Annotated in this window: 17 protein-coding genes; all 17 read right to left on the reverse strand. The window is 38.2% G+C overall.

Annotation, left to right across the window (positions count from 1 at the left end; genetic code table 11):
• Positions 1 to 36: 36 nt before the first annotated feature.
• Positions 37 to 834: a TIGR00282 family metallophosphoesterase gene (locus JFL43_RS05490; protein ID WP_100796548.1), complete on the reverse strand. Its 798-nt coding sequence runs from the start codon at positions 832 to 834 to the stop codon at positions 37 to 39.
• 133 nt (positions 835 to 967) lie between these two features.
• The gene (gene rny, locus JFL43_RS05495; protein ID WP_100796547.1) at positions 968 to 2,521 is read right to left on the reverse strand and encodes a ribonuclease Y; all 1,554 of its coding nucleotides are present in this window, start codon (positions 2,519 to 2,521) and stop codon (positions 968 to 970) included.
• A 210-nt stretch (positions 2,522 to 2,731) separates the two neighbouring features.
• Positions 2,732 to 3,793, reverse strand: a complete 1,062-nt coding sequence (recA, locus tag JFL43_RS05500) for a recombinase RecA (RefSeq protein WP_100796546.1) — start codon at positions 3,791 to 3,793, stop codon at positions 2,732 to 2,734.
• 176 nt (positions 3,794 to 3,969) lie between these two features.
• Positions 3,970 to 5,226, reverse strand: a complete 1,257-nt coding sequence (locus tag JFL43_RS05505) for a competence/damage-inducible protein A (protein WP_200748259.1) — start codon at positions 5,224 to 5,226, stop codon at positions 3,970 to 3,972.
• Between the two features lie 132 nt (positions 5,227 to 5,358).
• A complete protein-coding gene (pgsA, locus tag JFL43_RS05510) occupies positions 5,359 to 5,937 on the reverse strand; it encodes a CDP-diacylglycerol--glycerol-3-phosphate 3-phosphatidyltransferase (protein ID WP_100796544.1) in 579 nt (192 codons plus the stop codon).
• Positions 5,938 to 5,986: 49 nt separating this feature from the next.
• On the reverse strand, positions 5,987 to 6,895 hold the full coding sequence (locus JFL43_RS05515; protein ID WP_325166638.1) for a helix-turn-helix domain-containing protein: 909 nt from the start codon (positions 6,893 to 6,895) through the stop codon (positions 5,987 to 5,989).
• Positions 6,896 to 6,902: 7 nt separating this feature from the next.
• Positions 6,903 to 7,703, reverse strand: coding sequence for a DUF3388 domain-containing protein (locus tag JFL43_RS05520; RefSeq protein ID WP_100798160.1), 801 nt, complete (start codon positions 7,701 to 7,703; stop codon positions 6,903 to 6,905).
• Between the two features lie 115 nt (positions 7,704 to 7,818).
• Positions 7,819 to 8,076 (reverse strand): DUF3243 domain-containing protein, encoded by a 258-nt coding sequence (locus tag JFL43_RS05525; protein ID WP_100796543.1) that lies wholly within the window; start codon positions 8,074 to 8,076, stop codon positions 7,819 to 7,821.
• Between the two features lie 42 nt (positions 8,077 to 8,118).
• Entirely contained in the window at positions 8,119 to 8,847 is a 729-nt protein-coding gene (gene ymfI / locus JFL43_RS05530) for an elongation factor P 5-aminopentanone reductase (RefSeq protein ID WP_200748261.1), read from the reverse strand.
• Between the two features lie 2 nt (positions 8,848 to 8,849).
• Entirely contained in the window at positions 8,850 to 10,178 is a 1,329-nt protein-coding gene (gene yfmH, locus JFL43_RS05535; protein ID WP_200748262.1) for an EF-P 5-aminopentanol modification-associated protein YfmH, read from the reverse strand.
• Positions 10,175 to 11,446 carry an EF-P 5-aminopentanol modification-associated protein YfmF gene (gene yfmF, locus JFL43_RS05540; protein WP_200748263.1) on the reverse strand — a complete coding sequence of 424 codons (1,272 nt, stop codon included), beginning with the start codon at positions 11,444 to 11,446 and terminating at the stop codon, positions 10,175 to 10,177. Before yfmF ends, yfmH begins: the two co-directional genes overlap by 4 nt.
• A gap of 170 nt (positions 11,447 to 11,616) precedes the next feature.
• Complete coding sequence (locus JFL43_RS05545; RefSeq protein WP_100796539.1) at positions 11,617 to 12,576, reverse strand: ABC transporter permease; 960 nt, start codon at positions 12,574 to 12,576, stop codon at positions 11,617 to 11,619.
• Position 12,577: 1 nt separating this feature from the next.
• Positions 12,578 to 13,621 carry an ABC transporter permease gene (locus tag JFL43_RS05550; RefSeq protein WP_100796538.1) on the reverse strand — a complete coding sequence of 348 codons (1,044 nt, stop codon included), beginning with the start codon at positions 13,619 to 13,621 and terminating at the stop codon, positions 12,578 to 12,580.
• A 1-nt stretch (position 13,622) separates the two neighbouring features.
• Positions 13,623 to 15,170, reverse strand: a complete 1,548-nt coding sequence (locus JFL43_RS05555) for an ABC transporter ATP-binding protein (RefSeq protein WP_100796537.1) — start codon at positions 15,168 to 15,170, stop codon at positions 13,623 to 13,625.
• 188 nt (positions 15,171 to 15,358) lie between these two features.
• Positions 15,359 to 16,423 (reverse strand): BMP family lipoprotein, encoded by a 1,065-nt coding sequence (locus tag JFL43_RS05560; protein WP_200748264.1) that lies wholly within the window; start codon positions 16,421 to 16,423, stop codon positions 15,359 to 15,361.
• Positions 16,424 to 16,471: 48 nt separating this feature from the next.
• Positions 16,472 to 17,200 carry a GntR family transcriptional regulator gene (locus JFL43_RS05565; protein WP_100796535.1) on the reverse strand — a complete coding sequence of 243 codons (729 nt, stop codon included), beginning with the start codon at positions 17,198 to 17,200 and terminating at the stop codon, positions 16,472 to 16,474.
• Positions 17,201 to 17,397: 197 nt separating this feature from the next.
• A complete protein-coding gene (locus JFL43_RS05570) occupies positions 17,398 to 19,704 on the reverse strand; it encodes a DNA translocase FtsK (protein ID WP_200748265.1) in 2,307 nt (768 codons plus the stop codon).
• Between the last annotated feature and the right edge of the window lie 5 nt (positions 19,705 to 19,709).

The raw sequence follows: 19,709 nt of genomic DNA on the forward strand, positions 1-19,709 counted from the left end.
TATTGTATGCAGCTGGTTTTGGGAATAGACTTACAATTATGCTCGGAATGGATAATCTGCATTAATATATACGCGCTCAAATGATTTTGCTAAGCCCGTCTTATCATCCAGATCAACAAAGAAGCCACTTAATACTTCGCGGCCTTGTTTCGGTACCTCAAAGCGTACTGGCATATTTGTTTTAAAGCGATAGAGTACGCTTTCTTTATTCATCCCTAATACTTCATCGTACGGGCCTGTCATTCCAACATCGGTAATATACGCAGTACCGCCAGGGTAAATGCGTGCATCCGCTGTTTGAACATGTGTGTGCGTACCAACAACAGTTGATACTCGGCCATCTAAATGCCATCCCATTGCGATTTTTTCACTAGTTACTTCAGCATGGAAATCCACGAAGATTAACGGAGAAACTTTTTTCGCTTCTTCTACTAATTCATCTGCTTTCGCAAATGGATCGCCATGTGGTGGTAAGAAAGTACGTCCATGTAGATTGATCACAGATAAAGTATGACCGTTTTTCGTAATAGTTGTCATCCCTTTACCAGGTGCTTCGTCTGAGAAGTTTGCTGGTCGGATTAAAAACTCTGCATCGTCAATGAAATCGAAAATTTCTTTTTGATCCCATGTATGGTTACCCATTGTAATCACATCTACACCCATCATTAATAGCTCTTGATAGATAGCTCTTGTAATTCCACGTCCAGCAGCAGCATTCTCACCGTTTGCAATAACAACATCTGGTGCATATTTTCTCTTTAATCTTGGTAAATATGTTTCAACAGCTGTACGGCCAATTGAGCCGACAATGTCTCCGATAAATAGTACTTTCATTATTGTTTCACTCTTTTCCAACAAAAAAGGCTTCTTGACCGAAGTTCTAAGAAGCCTTCTTTATAAAATATTTAAATTTAGGTTTTACTTATTTTATACTCGGTGCTAATATGCATCGTTTTTCTGAAACTATTTATTTCGCGTACTCAACTGCGCGTGTTTCACGAATAACCGTCACTTTAATATGTCCTGGATAATCCAGTTCATCCTCAATGCGTTTGCGAATATCACGTGCTAGACGATGTGAAGCTAAATCATCAATTTGGTCAGGACGTACGATAATACGTATTTCGCGACCAGCTTGAATAGCGAATGATTTCTCAACGCCTTCATATGACTCAGAAATTTCTTCTAGTTTTTCTAGACGACGAATATAATTTTCAAGCGTTTCACTACGTGCACCAGGGCGTGCTGCAGATAATGCATCAGCTGCTGCTACTAATACAGCGATAACTGAAGTTGGTTCAGTGTCACCATGGTGAGAAGCAATACTGTTAATAACGACAGGATGCTCTTTGTATTTTGTAGCTAATTCAACACCGATTTCTACGTGGCTACCTTCGACTTCATGGTCAATTGCTTTACCAATATCATGCAGTAAGCCGGCACGTTTTGCTAAAAGTACATCTTCTCCCAACTCTGCCGCTAGTAAGCCGGCTAAGTGTGCTACTTCTACAGAGTGTTTCAAGACGTTCTGACCATAACTTGTACGATATTTCATACGGCCTAAAATTTTCATTAAGTCCGGATGTAAATTGTGGATACCCACTTCGAAAGTTGTTTGTTCACCAGTTTCACGGATTTGCTCGTCCACTTCGCGGCGAGATTTCTCAACCATCTCTTCAATGCGAGCTGGGTGAATACGTCCATCTTGTACTAATTTTTCAAGTGCTAGACGGGCTGTTTCTCGACGAATTGGATCAAATCCAGATAAGATGACTGCTTCAGGTGTGTCATCAATAATTAAATCGATACCTGTTAACGTTTCGAGTGTTCGAATATTACGACCTTCACGCCCAATAATACGACCTTTCATCTCGTCATTTGGTAAGGTGACGACAGAGACAGTCGTTTCTGCAACGTGATCAGCTGCAAAGCGCTGAAGTGCAAGTGATAAAATTTCTCGTGCTTTTTTGTCAGATTCTTCTTTTGCTCGCATCTCAGATTCTTTCGTCATAACTGCAATATCAGTTGATAACTCGTTTTCCACTTGTTGTAAAATAATTACTTTCGCTTCTTCACGGGTTAATGCTGAAATACGTTCGATTTCAGATTGCTGTTTAGCTACGAGTTCTTCCACTTTGCTTTCCATCTGTTCAATATGCTGTTGTCTGCCGGCAAGAGCTTCTTCTTTACGCTCAAAACCCGCTTCCCTCTTATTCAGAGCTTCATCCTTGCGATCAAGATTTTCTTCTCTTTGCAATAACCGGTTTTCTTGTTTTTGAAGCTCAAACCGGCGTTCACGGATGTCGTTTTCTGCTTCAGTTCGAAGTTTGTGAGTTTCATCTTTTGCTTCAAGAAGTGCTTCTTTCTTTAGAGCTTCCGCTTCTCTTTTACCTTCATCTATGATGAGCTCTGCGGAACTCTTTGCACCTGTCACTTTTGAATTATTCACTTTTTTCATGACGTAATAGATAACAGCGGCACCGACGATGAGTCCAAGCAAAGCGGAGATGATTTCTTTCATTCGAACACCTCCTCTTGCTGTATTGTTTTCATTTTCAGTCGGCTATACATTGAGCATTTCAAGAGTATCTCAATATAGCGCCTATTTCATTTCAATTTTAGAAATTATACAAGTTTAATTGTATAGTTGTAAAAAACCAATGTCAAGGATTCACAGTTGATATTATAGTCAAAAGGGCCTTTCAATTTACATTGAAAGGCCCCAATAATCTTACTTTTCATCTAATAATGATGATAACTCTGCATCCATTTTTTCTTCATCAGTCGATTCAATTATATATGAATCTTCTGCTATACCAGAAGCCACACGGATTTTCTGTGCAATTTCGCTAGCAATTTCAGGATTTTCTTTTAAGAATTGCTTTGCATTTTCACGACCTTGACCTAGGCGTTCTTCCTCATACCCATACCAAGAACCACTTTTTTGCACGATTTCTTTTTCGACACCGATGTCGATGATTTCGCCTTCTTTAGAAATCCCTTCACCATACATAATATCTACTTCAGCTGTTTTAAATGGTGGAGCTACTTTGTTTTTCACGATTTTAATTTTTGTTCTGTTACCGACCATGTCATTACCCTGCTTGATTGTTTCAGCACGACGTACTTCTAAACGAACTGAACTGTAAAATTTAAGCGCACGTCCACCTGGTGTTGTTTCTGGGTTACCAAACATAACACCAATTTTTTCACGAACTTGGTTGATGAAAATGGCAATTGTATTCGATTTATTAATAATACCTGATAATTTACGTAATGCTTGAGACATTAAACGTGCTTGTAGACCCATATGTGAGTCACCCATCTCACCTTCGATCTCGGCTTTTGGTACAAGTGCTGCTACAGAATCAATGATGATAATATCAATTGCACCACTACGTACAAGCGCTTCAACGATTTCTAGTGCTTGTTCACCGGTATCCGGTTGTGATAGTAGTAACTCATCAATATTTACACCTAATTTTCGTGCATAGACAGGATCCAGTGCATGCTCAGCATCAATAAATGCTGCAGTACCACCATTTGCTTGTACTTCTGCAATGGCATGAAGTGCTACAGTTGTTTTACCAGAACTTTCCGGTCCATATACTTCAATAACACGTCCGCGAGGATAACCACCTATTCCTAGTGCTGTATCAAGTGCTAGAGAGCCACTCGAAGAAGTTGAAATTTCTATATCTGTTTTTTCGCCTAATTTCATAACTGAACCTTTACCAAATTGTTTTTCAATTTGTTTTAGCGCCATGTCTAATGCTGCTTTACGATCGCTCAATATTGTTCCTCCTTCGAAAACATTGTCTGTTTTATTCCTGTTTCTACTATACTTCTTTTTTGAGAAATACACAAGAAAAAAGCGAACATTTATTCGGGGAAATTTTGGTCAAAATCAAGATTTGGGCACTTTTCTTTGCTCAAAGAGCGATTTTGGCCATTTTTCAAGGCTCATAGTTATATTTTACGATAGCCTTGTTCTGTTAATAATTGAATGATGAAGGCAAATGTACGCTTCACTGCTCGTAAACGATTTGTATTGCGTTGTCCTGTTAAATGCAATTGATATGTCTGCGGTTCATGCTCCCCGATACACACACCTATCCATACTGTTCCAGCTGGTTGATCAGCATGTCCCTCGGGCCCTGCTGCTCCTGTTAAACTAACGCCAATATCCGTGCCAAACTTTCCTTTTACTTTACTAGCCATTGCGGCAGCACATTCTGAGCTAACAACACCATGCTTTTCTAATAAATCAGCAGAAATACCTAATTGCTCACGTTTAGCTTGCTCTGTATAAGTAACAACACCACCAACTAGCACTCGGCTTATACCTGGATTCTCAGCTAATTCTGATTGAAATAGTCCCGCTGTTAAGCTTTCAGCTGCTGAAATTGTTAAATCATTTTCTATTAGAATTTCAGCTGTTTTAGAAGATAGTGAATCATCGTTCACACCATACATAAATTGGCCAACACGGCGGATTATTTCATCTTTTGTCTCGTCGATTAACTGCCATGCCTCTTCTATACTTAGCGCTTTAGCTGTAACACGTAAAGTCACTTCACCATCTGACGCTAACGGCGCGATAGTTGGATTTGTTTGATTGTCTAGTAAATCCTGCACCTTCACTTCTAATTCAGCCTCCCCGATGCCGTAGAACCGCAGAACGTGTGAAATGATTTGCGCTCCGTCAAGAACTCTTGCTGCTAGTTTTGGCTTCGCTTCATATTGAAACATTGGCTCCAATTCCTTCGGTGGCCCAGGTAATAGCATATACATGCGATTATTTTTTTCTAGCAGCATACCCGGTGCCATACCGTGGCGATTCACGAGCACTTCACAATCTTTTAAGACAAGAGCTTGTTTACGATTATTTTCTGTCATAACCCGATTTTGAAGAGCAAAAAATTCTTCGATCGATTGCATAGCAAAATCATCTGTCTCCAATAATGTCCCTAAGTGTCGTGCAATCGTTTCCTTCGTTAAATCATCCTTTGTTGGTCCTAGGCCACCTGAGAAAATGATTAAATCCGCACGTGATTCAGCAATTTCAATCGCCTTTACTAAACGCTCATCATTATCTCCAACAACCGTATGGTAATACACATTAATACCTAACTCTGATAATTGACCCGAAATAAAACGTGCATTTGTATTCGTAATTTGACCAAGTAAAAGCTCTGAACCTACTGCAATGATTTCAGCGTTCATCTCTATCAACCCCTTCTCATTTCCACTTTATGTAACCATCAAAAAAATGCATATTAATTGCAAAAAGCGAGGTATGACGTAAGAGAAATCTCTCTATACATACATCCTCGCCCACAAAATTCTATTTTGTATTTATTTTGAATCTAATAAAACACGGCGATTCAAATAGAAATAATCTACGCCAGACCAAACTGTAAAGAATAATGCTACATATAATGCGATATCAGCAAATGGAATGCCGAACATAGCAAAGAAAATATTATGTAACAATAGTGCAGAAATCGCAACGATTTGTGCCCATGTCTTAATCTTACCTAGTTGGTTTGCAGCGACTACTTCGCCTCCACCCGCTAAAATCAGTCGTAAGCCTGTTACGGCAAATTCACGGCTAATAATAACAATAACAACCCACGCAGGTGCAGTTCCTAATTCAACAAGTAGGATAAATGCTGCAGAAACTAATAATTTATCCGCTAATGGGTCCAAAAATTTCCCCATATTCGTCACTAAATTATATTTGCGGGCGTAAAACCCATCCACCCAGTCTGTGATAGACGCTACGATGAAAATCATCCCACCGACAAAATGCTCAACTGGCATCGTAGCGCCAAGAACTGTCATTTTACCCCATCCAAAATCCACTAACAAGACTAACACGAAAACTGGAATTAGAAGAACCCTTGAAACTGTAATTCTATTTGGTATATTCACGATTCTCTCACCCTTCTTTCAAAGAAAATAGTCATCTTTCTCTAGATGACTATTCTTTCTCTGAAAACTTAATGACGATATTTTGAGTTGGACGATTTGCCGGGGCAATTGCATATTCAACTTCCTCATCATTGACAAAAACTTTAGCATTACTAGCAGCACCTAATCGAATACGAACGCTTTCTTTACCTTTCGCATCGACTTCAACTATATCATCTGCATGATAAACAGTGGCTTTTTTGGAGATTTCTAAACGATTCTCATCTTGTACACCAACCCAAGTCTCACCTGAAACTTCCACACGGATTTTGAAATCCTTTGCACCAGTTAAAGTATAGTCAGTTGTCGCATTATCATTCACTAAAGTACCTTTTGAAAGCTTTTGTTGTTTTTTATCTTTTTTAGTTTTATCTTTATCAGTCGTATTTTGATCTTCGCCAGCAGCTGTTGCATTGCCTTTATTGTTATCTGGTTTAGATGTTTTTGGTGGATCAACTTGAACTTGTGGTGGTTCTTCTTTCTTAACTGGTGTTGAATTATTATTAACTTTTTGTTGGAATAAATACCAAAAAACAACGATGGCCATAATAATAAATAAAGCAACAACAAGTTTTGGCATAAGGTCCATAAAGCCTTTTGAAGGAATTTTTGACAAGCTTCTTCGCGATTGTGGCTGTTGGATTGTGGCCGTCGTTGTACTTTCTACTGTTTTATTTGCAGGAACTTCAGATTTATACGTCTCTAATAATTCATCAGCACTTAAATCAACTGCTTCTGCATATTGTTTAATAAATGCGCGAACATAGAATGTCCCTGGCATGATGCTATAATTCCCCTCTTCAATGGCAGAAAGATAGCGTTTTTGAATTTTCGTGATTTCCTGTAAGTCATCCAGACTATACCCTTTTGACAATCTCGCTTCTTTTAAACGAGTTCCTAGTTCTGTCAATTGTAACACCTACCTGTTAAAAATTAAATCCTCCAAAGCCGCCGAAACCACCCGAATCTTGAAGCAAGCTGTTATGTTTCTCCATGATTTCGTATGTAATTTCTTCATCTGGATGGTGTCTTAATTCGATAATATAATCAAAGTCTTCAATTGTATATTCAGAATGCTGCACGAACATATCAGGATGCTCTACAACCTTAATGGCAGGCATACTCATCATTTCACGTACAAGTTGTTGATGTTTTTCGTCAGAAGAACGTCTTGTGACAATACCATCAAGAATGAATATATTATTGCTATTAAACTCGTCTCCAATCAGCTTGTTGCGCGCAGTCTGTTTAATCATAGTCGATGATAAAAATAACCATCTCTTATTCGCACAGACACTTGCTGCTACAACTGATTCAGTTTTACCGACCCGAGGCATTCCTCGAATTCCAATAAGTTTATGACCATCCTTTTTAAAAAGTTCTGCCATAAAATCTACTAAAATACCTAGTTCATCACGTACAAAACGAAACGTCTTTTTCTCATCCGCTTCTCTTTGTATATAACGACCATGTCGAATCGCTAGACGATCACGTGTTGTTGGTTCGCGAAATTTCGTTACACGTATCATTTCCATTGTAGAAACGATGTTTTCAAATCGTTCAATCTGTTCTTCCTTTTCAAATCGCAAAAGCATTCCTCTTCGAACTTGATCGACACCATTTATCGTCACGATATTCACGCGAAGCATACCTAATAAGGAAGCAATATCTCCTAATAAGCCGGGGCGATTGATTTGTATTTCATATTCAAAATACCATTCTCTCACATACAACGTTCCCTTCTATTATACGACGCTTAAAACATTTCTAAGTTCCATGATAGCCGATTTTTGAACAGATGGAAAGAAAAAAAGGAAAAGAGGGGCTAATACCCCATTTTTCCTATTGAACCTTCTTATTCTGCACTAATTTAACAACACAATTAGCAAGAGATTGCTTTTCATTATCGGTTGCAACTGACCATAAATCAGAAAGCACTCGCTCCTGTTCGTTTTTCGGATCAACATTTTTTGCTAAATATTCTCCGATTTGTACAGCAGCTTCTTGTATTACTTTATTTGACATACCAGCAGATTCCGCTTTTGCAACATTTTGCCCTAAAAAGCTTGTCCACTTTTGCCAGTTCTCAATAATATCCATATAACCCCTCCTTTACACATTTAGTATGTGCAAAAAAGAAATTTATATGTACCAACCACCATTAATTCGAAGTATTTGACCCGTTATATAGTTGGCACGCCCTGATAATAGGAAGGACACTAGGTCACCAACTTCAGTTGGTGACCCAGCTCTTGCTAACGGAATTTCCGCTATAAGCGCTTGCTCCTCTAAATCCGATAAATGTCCGTTCATTTTGGTATTAATAAAGCCGGGAGCAACCGCATTCACAAGTATGCCATTACCCGCGGCTTCCTGTGCGTACGATTTCACGAACGCATGTAATGCACCTTTCACAGTAGCATACAATGCCTCACCTGACGCTCCTGCTTCGCCCCAAATGGAGCCAATCATCGTAATATGGCTTATTTCGTTATGACGTAGCTTAGAGGCAAGGAGGCTTATAAGTCTAATCGGCGTTTGCACATGCACTTTCCAAAGTGCATCCATCTCGTCAGCTGAGGTATCGTCCACAAGCTTATAAAGTGCTTGACCACTTGCCACAACAATCGCTTGCAATGAAAATATAGAACCTGCAATTTGCTCTGCTGCACTGGGTGCTGTTAAATCTGCTTGAATCGTCATAAACTCTTGCTCTGGGTATGAGGCAGTGAGCTTGTTTATAAGCTCACTCGCTACTCCTGCCCCTTGGTTGTATTGCATATATAGTGACCAGCCATCCTGTGCAAGCTGCTCACTAATGGCACATCCAATCACTCCGGACGCACCGAGTACTAAGCAAAACCTTTTCATTATTACTCCTGGCCTTCTTGTACAGTAACAGTTTTTGCTTTATTAGCTATGGGTACGACTTTGAAAACAGTTTGCTGTGATTCTCCTTGTAGTGAAGCGAAAGCTTGTTGCACATCAGCTACTGTCAATTCTTCAATTACAGGAACAGCATCAAATAAATTCATATCGTTAAATTTATATCGCGTAAATTGATTGGCGATAAATTCGATTGAGTTTAATGCTCTTAAATAAAAACCGATTTTACGACGTTTAACACGTTCTAACTCATCCAAACCAAATGGCCATTTTTCTTGTGTTTTTTGCATCACATCTTGAATAGCCTCTACTAATTCATCTGTTTGATTCGTATCAGAACCAATTAAGGCAAAGCCAAAGCCTTTTTCTAATGAGAAATCATACGCATACGATTCATCAATCATACCTGCTTCATATACTTTCGTATAGAAATCGGAAGAACGTCCAAATATCACATCAAGAGCTAATTGAATAGAAAGTTCATGCTTCAACATTTCTCGACCTGAAAGACTTGTTTCCTTCGCTTTTAAACCAACATATACTTTCGGTTTTAAGACGTCCATTTCTAACGTACGATTTTGCACCGCAACATCAGTAGGCTCAGAAACTTCAATACGTTCGATTGATGCCTGCTCTTCGAAGGTTTTGCTCGCTTGATCCGCACGAATATAATCCATCATTTTTTCCGGCTCAACTGCACCGATGACAAATAACAGCATATTTGATGGATGATAGAACGTATTGTAGCAAGTATATAAATGCTCCGCAGTAATATCATCGATGGACTCTATAGTACCTGCGATATCAGTTTTCACTGGATGCTCATGGAACATATTTTCAATTGTACCAAAGTATAAACGCCAATCTGGTTGGTCATCATACATCGTAATCTCTTGACCGATAATTCCTTTTTCCTTCTCCACAGTTTGTTCAGTGAAATAAGGCTGTTGTACGAAATCAAGTAATGTTTTCGTGCTTTCATATAAATGATCTGTCGCTGAGAATAAATACGCCGTTCTTGTGAAAGATGTAAAAGCATTCGCTGAGGCACCATTTTCACTAAATTTTTGAAACACATCGCCATCTTCTTTTTCGAACATTTTATGTTCTAAAAAGTGTGCAATCCCGTCTGGCACTGTAACGGCTTCTGTTTCACCTAGAGGTACAAATGAGCGATCGATAGAACCGTATTTTGTTGTAAATGTGACGAATGTTTTAGAGAAGCCTTTTTTAGGCAATATATAAACGTCTAAGCCATTATCTAATTTTTCGTAGTAAAGTGTTTCATCTAATTGATCGAATTGGATTGTTTTCATTCCGGAGCATCCTCCTTACCACTTAAGAAATAAACTGTTTCTTTTTCGACTTTTTTTGCCATTTCTACGATATCTTCCTTCGTTACGGCTTGCCATTTTACAGCCATTTTTTCTACCGAGAATGCTGTTGGCAATTCTTTATATTGATCGTAAATTTCAATTTGGCCACGAGCCGAATCAAGCGCTTCTTTTAATTGATTGGTTAGCATTGCTTTCGTTTGTGTTAATTCTAAATCCGTAATTTCACCTTGTTGGATAGAAGCTAGCTGTTCATCGATTAATGCTATTGCTTTTTCCTCTTTATTGGCATCGATTCCTGAAATGACGAATACTAAACCATATTGTGAAGAATACGAGCTTGAGCAGTAATACGCCATACTTTCTTTTTCACGTACATTCATAAATAATTTTGCATGTGGATAGCCACCAAAAACGCCATTAAAAATTTGCATTTTAGGGAAATCCTTGTGCGTGAAAGTGACAGGTGTATGATAGCCGATATGTAATTTACCTTGCTTCATATCTTGCTGTTCACTGACATAAGTTTCAGTAGGTTTACTTTCTACAGTTGGATGCACTGCATGGTCGACTGCACGATCAGCAAATGGTAACGCTTTTTTCAAACTGTCGACCATTTCTTTTTCATCAATATCACCAACAACATAAATATCGATTAAATCTTCAGCTAACATTTTTTCGTACGTTTTTACTAATGATGCAGGTGTAACTTTTTCAACATCCTTAATTTTACCATTCGCTGAAATTGAAGCAGGGTGATTTGGACGCATAATATTTAACAACTGCTGTTGAGCATAGCGTGATTTATCATCAAAAACGGATTGAATACGCTCAATTACCATTTCCTTTTCACGAGTTACAATACTTTCACGGAATACACCATTGTCAAAATTAGGATCGAATAAAACCGTATTCATAAGCTCTAGCACTTTCCCTAAAACTTCACCGGTTTTCAAATATTGATCATTGACAGTTTCTATGTTTAACAAAACGGTGTGCTCATCGCCACGTTTTGTTGTATCTAAATATAGAACAGTGCCATATAAATCGTCTAAATACATACGTAATGCAGCTGAAGATGGATATCGTGCATTACTATGTTGCATGACATTTGTTAAAACAGTTCTTTCCGCTGCATCCTCGACAGTTAAAGGTCTTTTAAATTTTACCGAAAAATTAACCGTTTTGAACTGATCGGTTGTTCTTGTATGAATATTGACACCTTTTGCTACTTGAATAGTTTGAAACATGTAGACCCCTCCTATCTCTTTAATATAACAAACCAATACTCTCACTATACATGCCTTTTAAAGAAAAAAGCAACTTCAGGCAAAGTAAGCCTTTTGACTGGCTATTAAAGAGTCTTAAGTCATAAAAAAAAGGCTGAACAAATGCCCAGCCCTTCCTTTTGAGTAAAAAATTAACGTTTACCTTTAATATATGGTTGACCAGATGCTTTTGGCGCATTGGCTTTACCAATGAAACCAGCTAATGCAAAGATCGTTAATACATAAGGTAAGATGTGCAAGTAAACGGATGGAATTTCTTTAATGTATGGAATCGAGCTCCCTGCTATACTTAAAGATTGCGCAAATCCGAAGAAAATTGCCGCTCCTAAAGCACCAAGTGGATGCCATTTACCGAAAATCATTGCAGCAATTGCCATGAAACCTTGACCATTAATCGTTGCATGACCAAAGTCACCTGAAATTGTTTGCGAATAAATCGCCCCACCGATACCACCTAAAACACCAGAGATGATCACGGCAATATAGCGCATTTTTGTTACGTTAACACCCATTGTATCTGCAGCAGTTGGATGTTCACCAACAGCCCGTAAACGTAAACCAAATGGTGTTTTATAAATAATAAACCAAGCCATAATCGCGATAGCAATGGCTAGAATTGACGTACCATAAACGTCTTTAAAGAACATTGGCCCAATTAACGGAATATCCTCTAAAAAAGGAATGTTAAAACGTGGGAAACGAACTTTAATCATATCTGTTTGCCCTTTATCGTACAGCATTTTCACCGAGAATAATGCAATAGCAATACCTAGCAAGTTAATTGCTACCCCAGAAACCGTTTGATCGGCTCGGAATGAAATCGATGCCACTGCATGTAAAATAGAGAAGATACCTGCAGCAAGTCCAGCTACTAACAAGGAAATCCAAGGTGTCCAAGCACCAAAAGTATCGACATAAGTTAAGTTGAATACAATCCCTACGAAGGCACCCATAACCATTAAACCTTCCAGTCCAATATTAACTACGCCAGAGCGTTCAGAGAACACACCACCGATTGCTGTTAAAATAAGAGGCGCCGCATAAAAAATAGCAGTCGGAACGATGAAATATAACACTTCTAAAAAGCTCATATTATTTCGCCTCCTTTTTCTTGCTCATTCGTTCTAGGAATACTCTGATAATATAGCCTGAAGCTACAAAGAAAATAACTAATGCAATAATAATCGAAACGATTTCTACTGGTATACCAACGTTTGGCATATTTAATGCTCCGAATTTCAATGATCCGAATAATGTTGCACCAAGTAATACACCAAGTGGCGCATTCGCACCAAGTAAGGCTACTGCGATACCGTCAAAACCAATACCTGTAAAGCCACCAATAACTGAAACGTTTCCGAATGTACCAAGCGCTTCCATTGCACCTGCTAGACCTGCAAATGCACCAGAAATAACCATTGCCAGAATAATATTTTTATTCACATTCATACCAGCATATTCAGAAGCATTTTGGTTGAAACCAACTGCTTTTAGTTCAAAGCCTCGTTTTGTTCTCTCTAAAATGAACCACATGATGACCACCATAATAAGTGCAATCACAAAACCGTAGTGCATACGAGAATATTCTGTTAGATTATCTAAAAAAGCCGAACGTAATGACGCTGATTCGTGAATCGCTGGTGTTTTTTCTCCACCATCTGTAAGTGATTTAATAATCGCATTTGATACATGTAGCGCAATATAATTCATCATAATTGTAACGATAACTTCATGCACTTGTAATTTCGCTTTTAAAAGTCCCGGGATAAATGCCCATAATGCACCTGCTACAGCAGCTGCAAGAATAGCTAACGGAAGGTGAATAATGGCTGGTAAATCGAAAGCATACCCTACATAAGCAGCAGCTAGCCATCCCATAATTAATTGACCTTCAACCCCAATATTAAATAGTCCTGTGCGGAACGCAAATGCTACCGCTAAACCTGCCAATACATACGGTGTAATTTGGCGAACTGTACCACCTAACGTATATACATCCCCGAAAATCCCTTCCCAAAGAGCGAGATAACCCTCAACTGGATCATAGCCACTTACTAGCATAACAATTGCACCGACAAGTAAGCCTAAAATGACTGAAATCACAGGGACGAGAATAGTAGTCAATTTCTTCGGCATGTTATTCGTCACCTTCCTTTACTTGTCCATTATTTGATTGTCGATCTTGACCAGCCATTAATAGACCTAACTCTTGCTCAGTCGTTTCATTTGGCTTTACTGTATCGATAATTTGACCATCATAAATAACCGCAATTCTATCAGAAACGTTCATTACTTCATCCAATTCGAACGAGATTAATAGCACTGCTTTTCCTTTATCACGTTGTTCAATTAATCGTTGATGAATAAATTCAATAGCACCGACGTCTAAGCCCCGTGTTGGGAGAGCAGCAATTAATAAGTCCGGATTTCGATCAACTTCACGTCCGATAATTGCTTTTTGTTGGTTACCACCTGATAACGCACGAGCTGGTGTCGATTCTCCGTGACCTGAGCGTACATCGTATTCTTTAATGATTTTTTGTGCGAGTTCAGATATCTTACTATAATCAATTACTCCACCTTTTGAGATCGGTGCTTTGTAATATGTTTGTAGTGCGATATTATGTCCAATTGGGAAATCCAATACTAAACCATGTTTATGACGGTCTTGCGGGATATGTCCAACGCCTGATTCCGTAATTTCACGAGGTTTTAGACTTGTAATATCTTGGCCGTTTAGCTTAACTGTACCTGATTTCACTTTACGAAGACCCGTAATCGCCTCGATTAATTCAGATTGACCATTACCGTCAATCCCAGCTATACCAACGATTTCACCGCTTCGAATAGAAAGGTTTAAACCTTTAACTTTTTCAATATTACGGTAATCAGTTACGACTAAGTTATCGATTTGGAAAATTACTTCTTTTGGATTAGCTTCTGTTTTTTCAGTTTTAAATTCCACTTGACGACCAACCATTAATTCTGCTAGTTGGCTTGGATTTGTTTCCGCAGTTGTTACCGTACCAATGCCTTGTCCTTTACGGATAATCGTGACACGATCAGAAACTTCCATTATTTCTTTCAATTTATGTGTGATTATGATGATAGATTTACCTTCTGCAATCAAACGTTTCATAATTTGCATCAATTCAGTAATTTCTTGAGGTGTCAGTGATGCTGTCGGTTCATCAAAAATCAAAATATCTGCTCCACGATACAACGTTTTTAAAATTTCTGCACGTTGTTGCATACCAACTGAAATATCTTCAATTTTCGCATAAGGATCCACATTCAAACCGTATTTTTCAGATAAAACCTGTACTTTTTTAGCAGCATCTTTAATATTAACGATACCCATTTTAGTAGGTTCACTACCTAAAATAATATTTTCTGTTACTGTAAAGTTTTCAACGAGCATGAAGTGTTGATGAACCATTCCAATACCTAGATCATTCGCTACGTTTGGGTCTGAAATTTTAACTTTCTTCCCATTCACACGAATTTCCCCAGCTTCAGGTTGATAAAGTCCGAAAAGCACGTTCATTAAAGTCGATTTCCCTGCACCGTTTTCACCAAGCAATGCATGAACTTCGCCTTTTCTCAGCTGAAGGGTGATATTATCATTTGCTACGAAATTCCCGAATTGTTTTCGGATATCTAGCATTTCTATCACATATTCCAATGTGTTCAACTCCCCTGGACACTGTAATTTATATTTGTTGTTATTAATAAATTAACATAGGTTAAAAAAATTAATACAGGAAAGATTTTGAACATTTCAAAATCTTTCATCTATTAATTTTTATACAGATAAAAAACATCATAAAGACTAGTGTGAAACTAGTCTTTATGATGATCACTTAAGTCAAATTATTTTTCCACTTTTTCTGGAACTTTAATTTTACCGTCAGCGATTTGTTTAGCATAGTCATCAATTTTTTTCATAACATCGTCAGTAATTGCACCGTGAGAATCAGCTAATGCCATACCGTTATCCGATAAGCCATAAGTTAAAATTTCTCCGCCTGGGAATTTATCTTCTTTAGCTTTTTTTGCAACGTCTTGTACAGCAATGTCAACGCGTTTCATAACAGAAGTTAAAGTAACATTTGTTTTATCGTTAACTTGTCCTTCTTTGTATTGGTCAGCATCTACACCGATTACCCATACATTAGCATTAGCGTCTTTTGTTTTACGTTCTTTTGCTTCAGTGAATACCCCGTTACCAGTTGCACCAGCAGCGTGGAAGATTACGTCTACACCTGAAGTATACATACGGTTAGCAGTTGTTTTACCAAGTTCAGCTTTATCAAAAGCACCAGTATATACAGCATCAACTTTAATATCTGGGTTTACAGCTTTAACACCTTCAACGAAACCAGCATGGAAGCGGTTAATAACCGGAATATCAATTCCACCTACGAAACCAATTTTATTTGATTTTGTTACGCTAGCAGCAGCTACACCAGCAAGGAATGCACCCTCTTGTTCTTTGAACAAAATAGAAGCTACATTTGGAGCATCAACTTTACCATCAATGATAGAGAAGTTTGTTTTTGGTTTTTGAGAAGCGACTTCTTTAATTGAGTCTTCCATCAGGTAACCAACACCGAAAATCAGGTTGAAGTCACGACGAACTAAACTATTTAAATTTACGTTGTAATCAGAACTAGATTTAGATGCTAAATATTCGTAACCACCGTTACCTTTTTCTAAAGCATTATCTTTACCGAATTTTTGGATACCTTCCCAAGCTGATTGGTTGAATGATTTGTCATCAATACCACCAAGGTCAGTAACCATTGCAATTGAGAAATTCTTTTCTTTGCTTTCTTTATCGCCTTTAGATGAGTCATCTTTAGAACCACAAGCACCAAGTAAAGTACCAGCAGCTAATACGACAGAAAGAGCTAAACCAAATTTACGCTTTGTCAATTGGAGTCCCCCCAAATGTGTTTGTTGTTAGCAGGAATGAATACAGTTTTAAACACGCTTACGAACTACATGGAAGCTGAATTTATCAGCTCTAAAATAGTTTTTTGAATATAACACCACTTGATCGTTATCATCATAGTGGAGCTGTTTTAGAACGAGTAGAGCTGTTTCCGGCTCACACTCTAAAATCGGAGATGCTTGGTTATGATAACCAACCGGATCGATAAAAGTGACTGCATACGCTACATGGACATTACCAGATTCTTCTATTGCAGAAAAGATAGATGAATCCTTACGACTCGAAAAATCAGAAGGTAAATATTTTGAAGGTACTTGATCAATACAATAGACGACTGGTTCTCCATTCGCTGTACGAACTCGTTCAATTGTTATGATAGTTTCATCATCTTCGCAATGAAAGCGTTTTACATCTTCCTCAGTAGAAGGTAACCCGAATGAACTTAAATAGTTCGTTCCAGGTTCCATTCCAGCATTTTGGATCATGGAAGAAATACTTGATAAATGCTCAATTCCAGATGTAAACACTGGTCTTGGATTTACAAATGTTCCGACTCCATGCCGACGGACGATGATGTTTTCTTCTTCCAACAGTCTCAGTGCCTCACGTAGTGTGGCACGACTGACCCCAAGTCTCTTTGAGAGTTCAAATTCAGATGGGAGTTTTTCTTTTTCTTTAAAAACTCCTTTTTCAATATCCTCTTTTAAACGATCAATCACTTGGAGATACAAATGCCGACTATCTGTTTTAATCGTCATACATACCACCACCAATAGAGATCAGACATCAGACGTAAAACATTCCTACTAATTCGTTACTATACCATCTTTATTTGTGTAAATAAATAGATTTCTTTAAAATCTGTGTTAAAACAGATATTTTTTTAAATCCGCTGTAATTGTTTTGTCATTTTTATTGCTTTTTTGCAAATATTTCAGGTTTTTTTATTTGAGCCTTATTTGCCCATCAGTACTTGACGTGGTTTGCTTTTTTCAGCGGGTCCGACTACCCCTCTTTCCTCCATTTGATCCATAATACGGGCCGCTCTTGCATATCCTACTTTCAACTTTCTTTGTAGATATGAAACAGATGCTGTATCTTGATCTAGTACTAATTGCACAGCTTCTTCATACAAATCATCTGTGTCATCTAAGCTTTGTAATTCATCTTCTTCTGTCGGTATCATCTCCTCTTGATATTGTGCTTTTTGTTGACTAATAACAAAATCAACAATATCTCCTACTTCATTATCTGACAAGAAAGCTCCTTGTACACGCACAGGTTTAGATTGTCCTGCTGGTAAAAATAACATGTCTCCACGACCGAGTAGTCGTTCTGCTCCGCCCATATCTAAAATGGTACGAGAATCAATAGAAGATGATACAGCAAAGGCAATTCGAGATGGGATATTCGCTTTTATAACACCTGTAATAACATCAACACTTGGTCTTTGTGTCGCAATAATTAAGTGAATACCTGCAGCGCGTGCCATTTGAGCAAGTCTTGTAATGGAATCTTCCACATCGCTTGAAGCAACCATCATTAAATCAGCTAGCTCATCAACAATGACGACGATAAAAGGCAATTTCGGATGCTTTTCATCATTTTCAGCATTAAATGCATCGACATGTTTGTTGTATCCTTCAATATTACGTGTTCCAGTGTGAGAAAATAGATCATAACGTCGTTCCATCTCGGATACAACTTTTTTCAAAGCTTGAGATGCTTTACGTGCATCTGTAACAACCGGTGCTAACAAATGCGGAATACCATTATAGACATTTAACTCAACCATTTTCGGGTCAATCATCATGAGTTTCACTTCATGTGGTTTTGCACGCATTAAAATACTAACGATAATACCGTTAATACAGACACTTTTTCCACTTCCTGTTGAACCTGCCACAAGTAAATGAGGCATCTTGTTTAATTGTGCTAATTTCGCTTCACCAGTAATGTCCCTACCTAGTCCGATTAATAACTTGGCATCTGGTTGATTATTTTCTTTTGCCTCTAAAACTTCACGTAGGCTGACGATTGCGACTTCTTTGTTTGGCACTTCAATGCCGACAGCCGATTTACCCGGAATTGGTGCTTCAATACGAATATCCTCGGCCGCTAATGCTAATGCTAAATCATCTTGCAAGCCAACAATTTTACTCACTTTAACACCTTTATCAGGTAACACTTCATACTCTGTAACAGCTGGTCCTAAATGGACTTGTGTTACTGTCGCTTTCACACCAAATGATTGGAAAGTTTGTTCAAGCTTTCGTGCATTTTCTTGAATTAGTGCAAATTCTCCGCTTTGATCTACATGTGGTGGTGCTTTTAGAATAGACATTGCCGGTAATTGATAATTTGTATTTTCAATAACATTATCTTCAGCCATCGTTTGTATAACGATTTCGTCTTCTGGCTCCGCTACTTGTTGCTGTGCCTCAAGTTCTACAGCACGCTGTGTGAAGGCTGAAATAATAGGCTCCCTATGTACAGGTAGCTCTACTTCTGTTGCTGCTTCTAAGTTTTCTTCAATTTGCTTAGCAGCTTCAGCTTTTGCCGATTTACGAGTGCGACGTGATGATGCTTTTGACTCTTCTTTTTCTTGTGGAGCTTTTCTAGCCTGTTTCACCTTTTTCGCTTGTGCACGACGTTCTTTCCACTGTGTTTGCCATTCAGGTGTCTTTTGTAGTAAATAAGGTACTAACGCTTTACCTGTTAATAAAATCAATCCAATGAATAGCATTAACCAACTAGCGATGGCTGCTCCTGCAGAATCGAATAATATATGGAAACACGCGAATAATATGGCACCAATTATGCCACCACCAAGTGAATGGCTACGTTCCTCAATACCACCGCTCGTAATAAGGATTCGCCATGTTTCTCTTAAAACAGAGTTACTACCAATAGCTTGCCCATTAAATAATTGTTCAAACAATGCAATATGACTAAATAAAGTGAGACTTCCTAAAATAAAAGCACAACCGAGAATGATTCGATTTTGCATATTCGGAATAGCTCTGCGAACCATTAAAATAAGAGCACTAACAATAAGCATAAATGAGACTGAGATATACCAGTTACCAAATAAAAATAAGGAGGCTGATTGCAAGAATCGGCCAACTAAACCATATTCAAAAAATGTTACGATTGCGATACCGATTAATATGAGACCCATAATTTCATACATCAATGGATGCATCATATTTTTCTGCTCGACTTTTCCAGAATTCGATGTTTTTTTCTTCTTTACAGCCATTATCC

It is taken from the genome of Viridibacillus soli (genome assembly GCF_016612995.1).
GTDB classification, from domain to species: Bacteria; Bacillota; Bacilli; order Bacillales_A; family Planococcaceae; genus Viridibacillus; species Viridibacillus soli.

Bases quoted from the DNA above. Each gene is read 5' to 3' on its own strand.
- JFL43_RS05490 (WP_100796548.1), bottom strand. From the start codon at position 834: ATGAAAGTACTATTTATCGGAGACATTGTCGGCTCAATTGGCCGTACA.
- rny (WP_100796547.1), bottom strand. From the start codon at position 2,521: ATGAAAGAAATCATCTCCGCTTTGCTTGGACTCATCGTCGGTGCCGCT.
- JFL43_RS05505 (WP_200748259.1), bottom strand. From the start codon at position 5,226: ATGAACGCTGAAATCATTGCAGTAGGTTCAGAGCTTTTACTTGGTCAA.
- JFL43_RS05525 (WP_100796543.1), bottom strand. From the start codon at position 8,076: ATGGATATTATTGAGAACTGGCAAAAGTGGACAAGCTTTTTAGGGCAA.
- ymfI (WP_200748261.1), bottom strand. From the start codon at position 8,847: ATGAAAAGGTTTTGCTTAGTACTCGGTGCGTCCGGAGTGATTGGATGT.
- yfmH (WP_200748262.1), bottom strand. From the start codon at position 10,178: ATGAAAACAATCCAATTCGATCAATTAGATGAAACACTTTACTACGAA.
- yfmF (WP_200748263.1), bottom strand. From the start codon at position 11,446: ATGTTTCAAACTATTCAAGTAGCAAAAGGTGTCAATATTCATACAAGA.
- JFL43_RS05545 (WP_100796539.1), bottom strand. From the start codon at position 12,576: ATGAGCTTTTTAGAAGTGTTATATTTCATCGTTCCGACTGCTATTTTT.
- JFL43_RS05550 (WP_100796538.1), bottom strand. From the start codon at position 13,621: ATGCCGAAGAAATTGACTACTATTCTCGTCCCTGTGATTTCAGTCATT.
- JFL43_RS05565 (WP_100796535.1), bottom strand. From the start codon at position 17,200: ATGACGATTAAAACAGATAGTCGGCATTTGTATCTCCAAGTGATTGAT.
- JFL43_RS05570 (WP_200748265.1), bottom strand. From the start codon at position 19,704: ATGGCTGTAAAGAAGAAAAAAACATCGAATTCTGGAAAAGTCGAGCAG.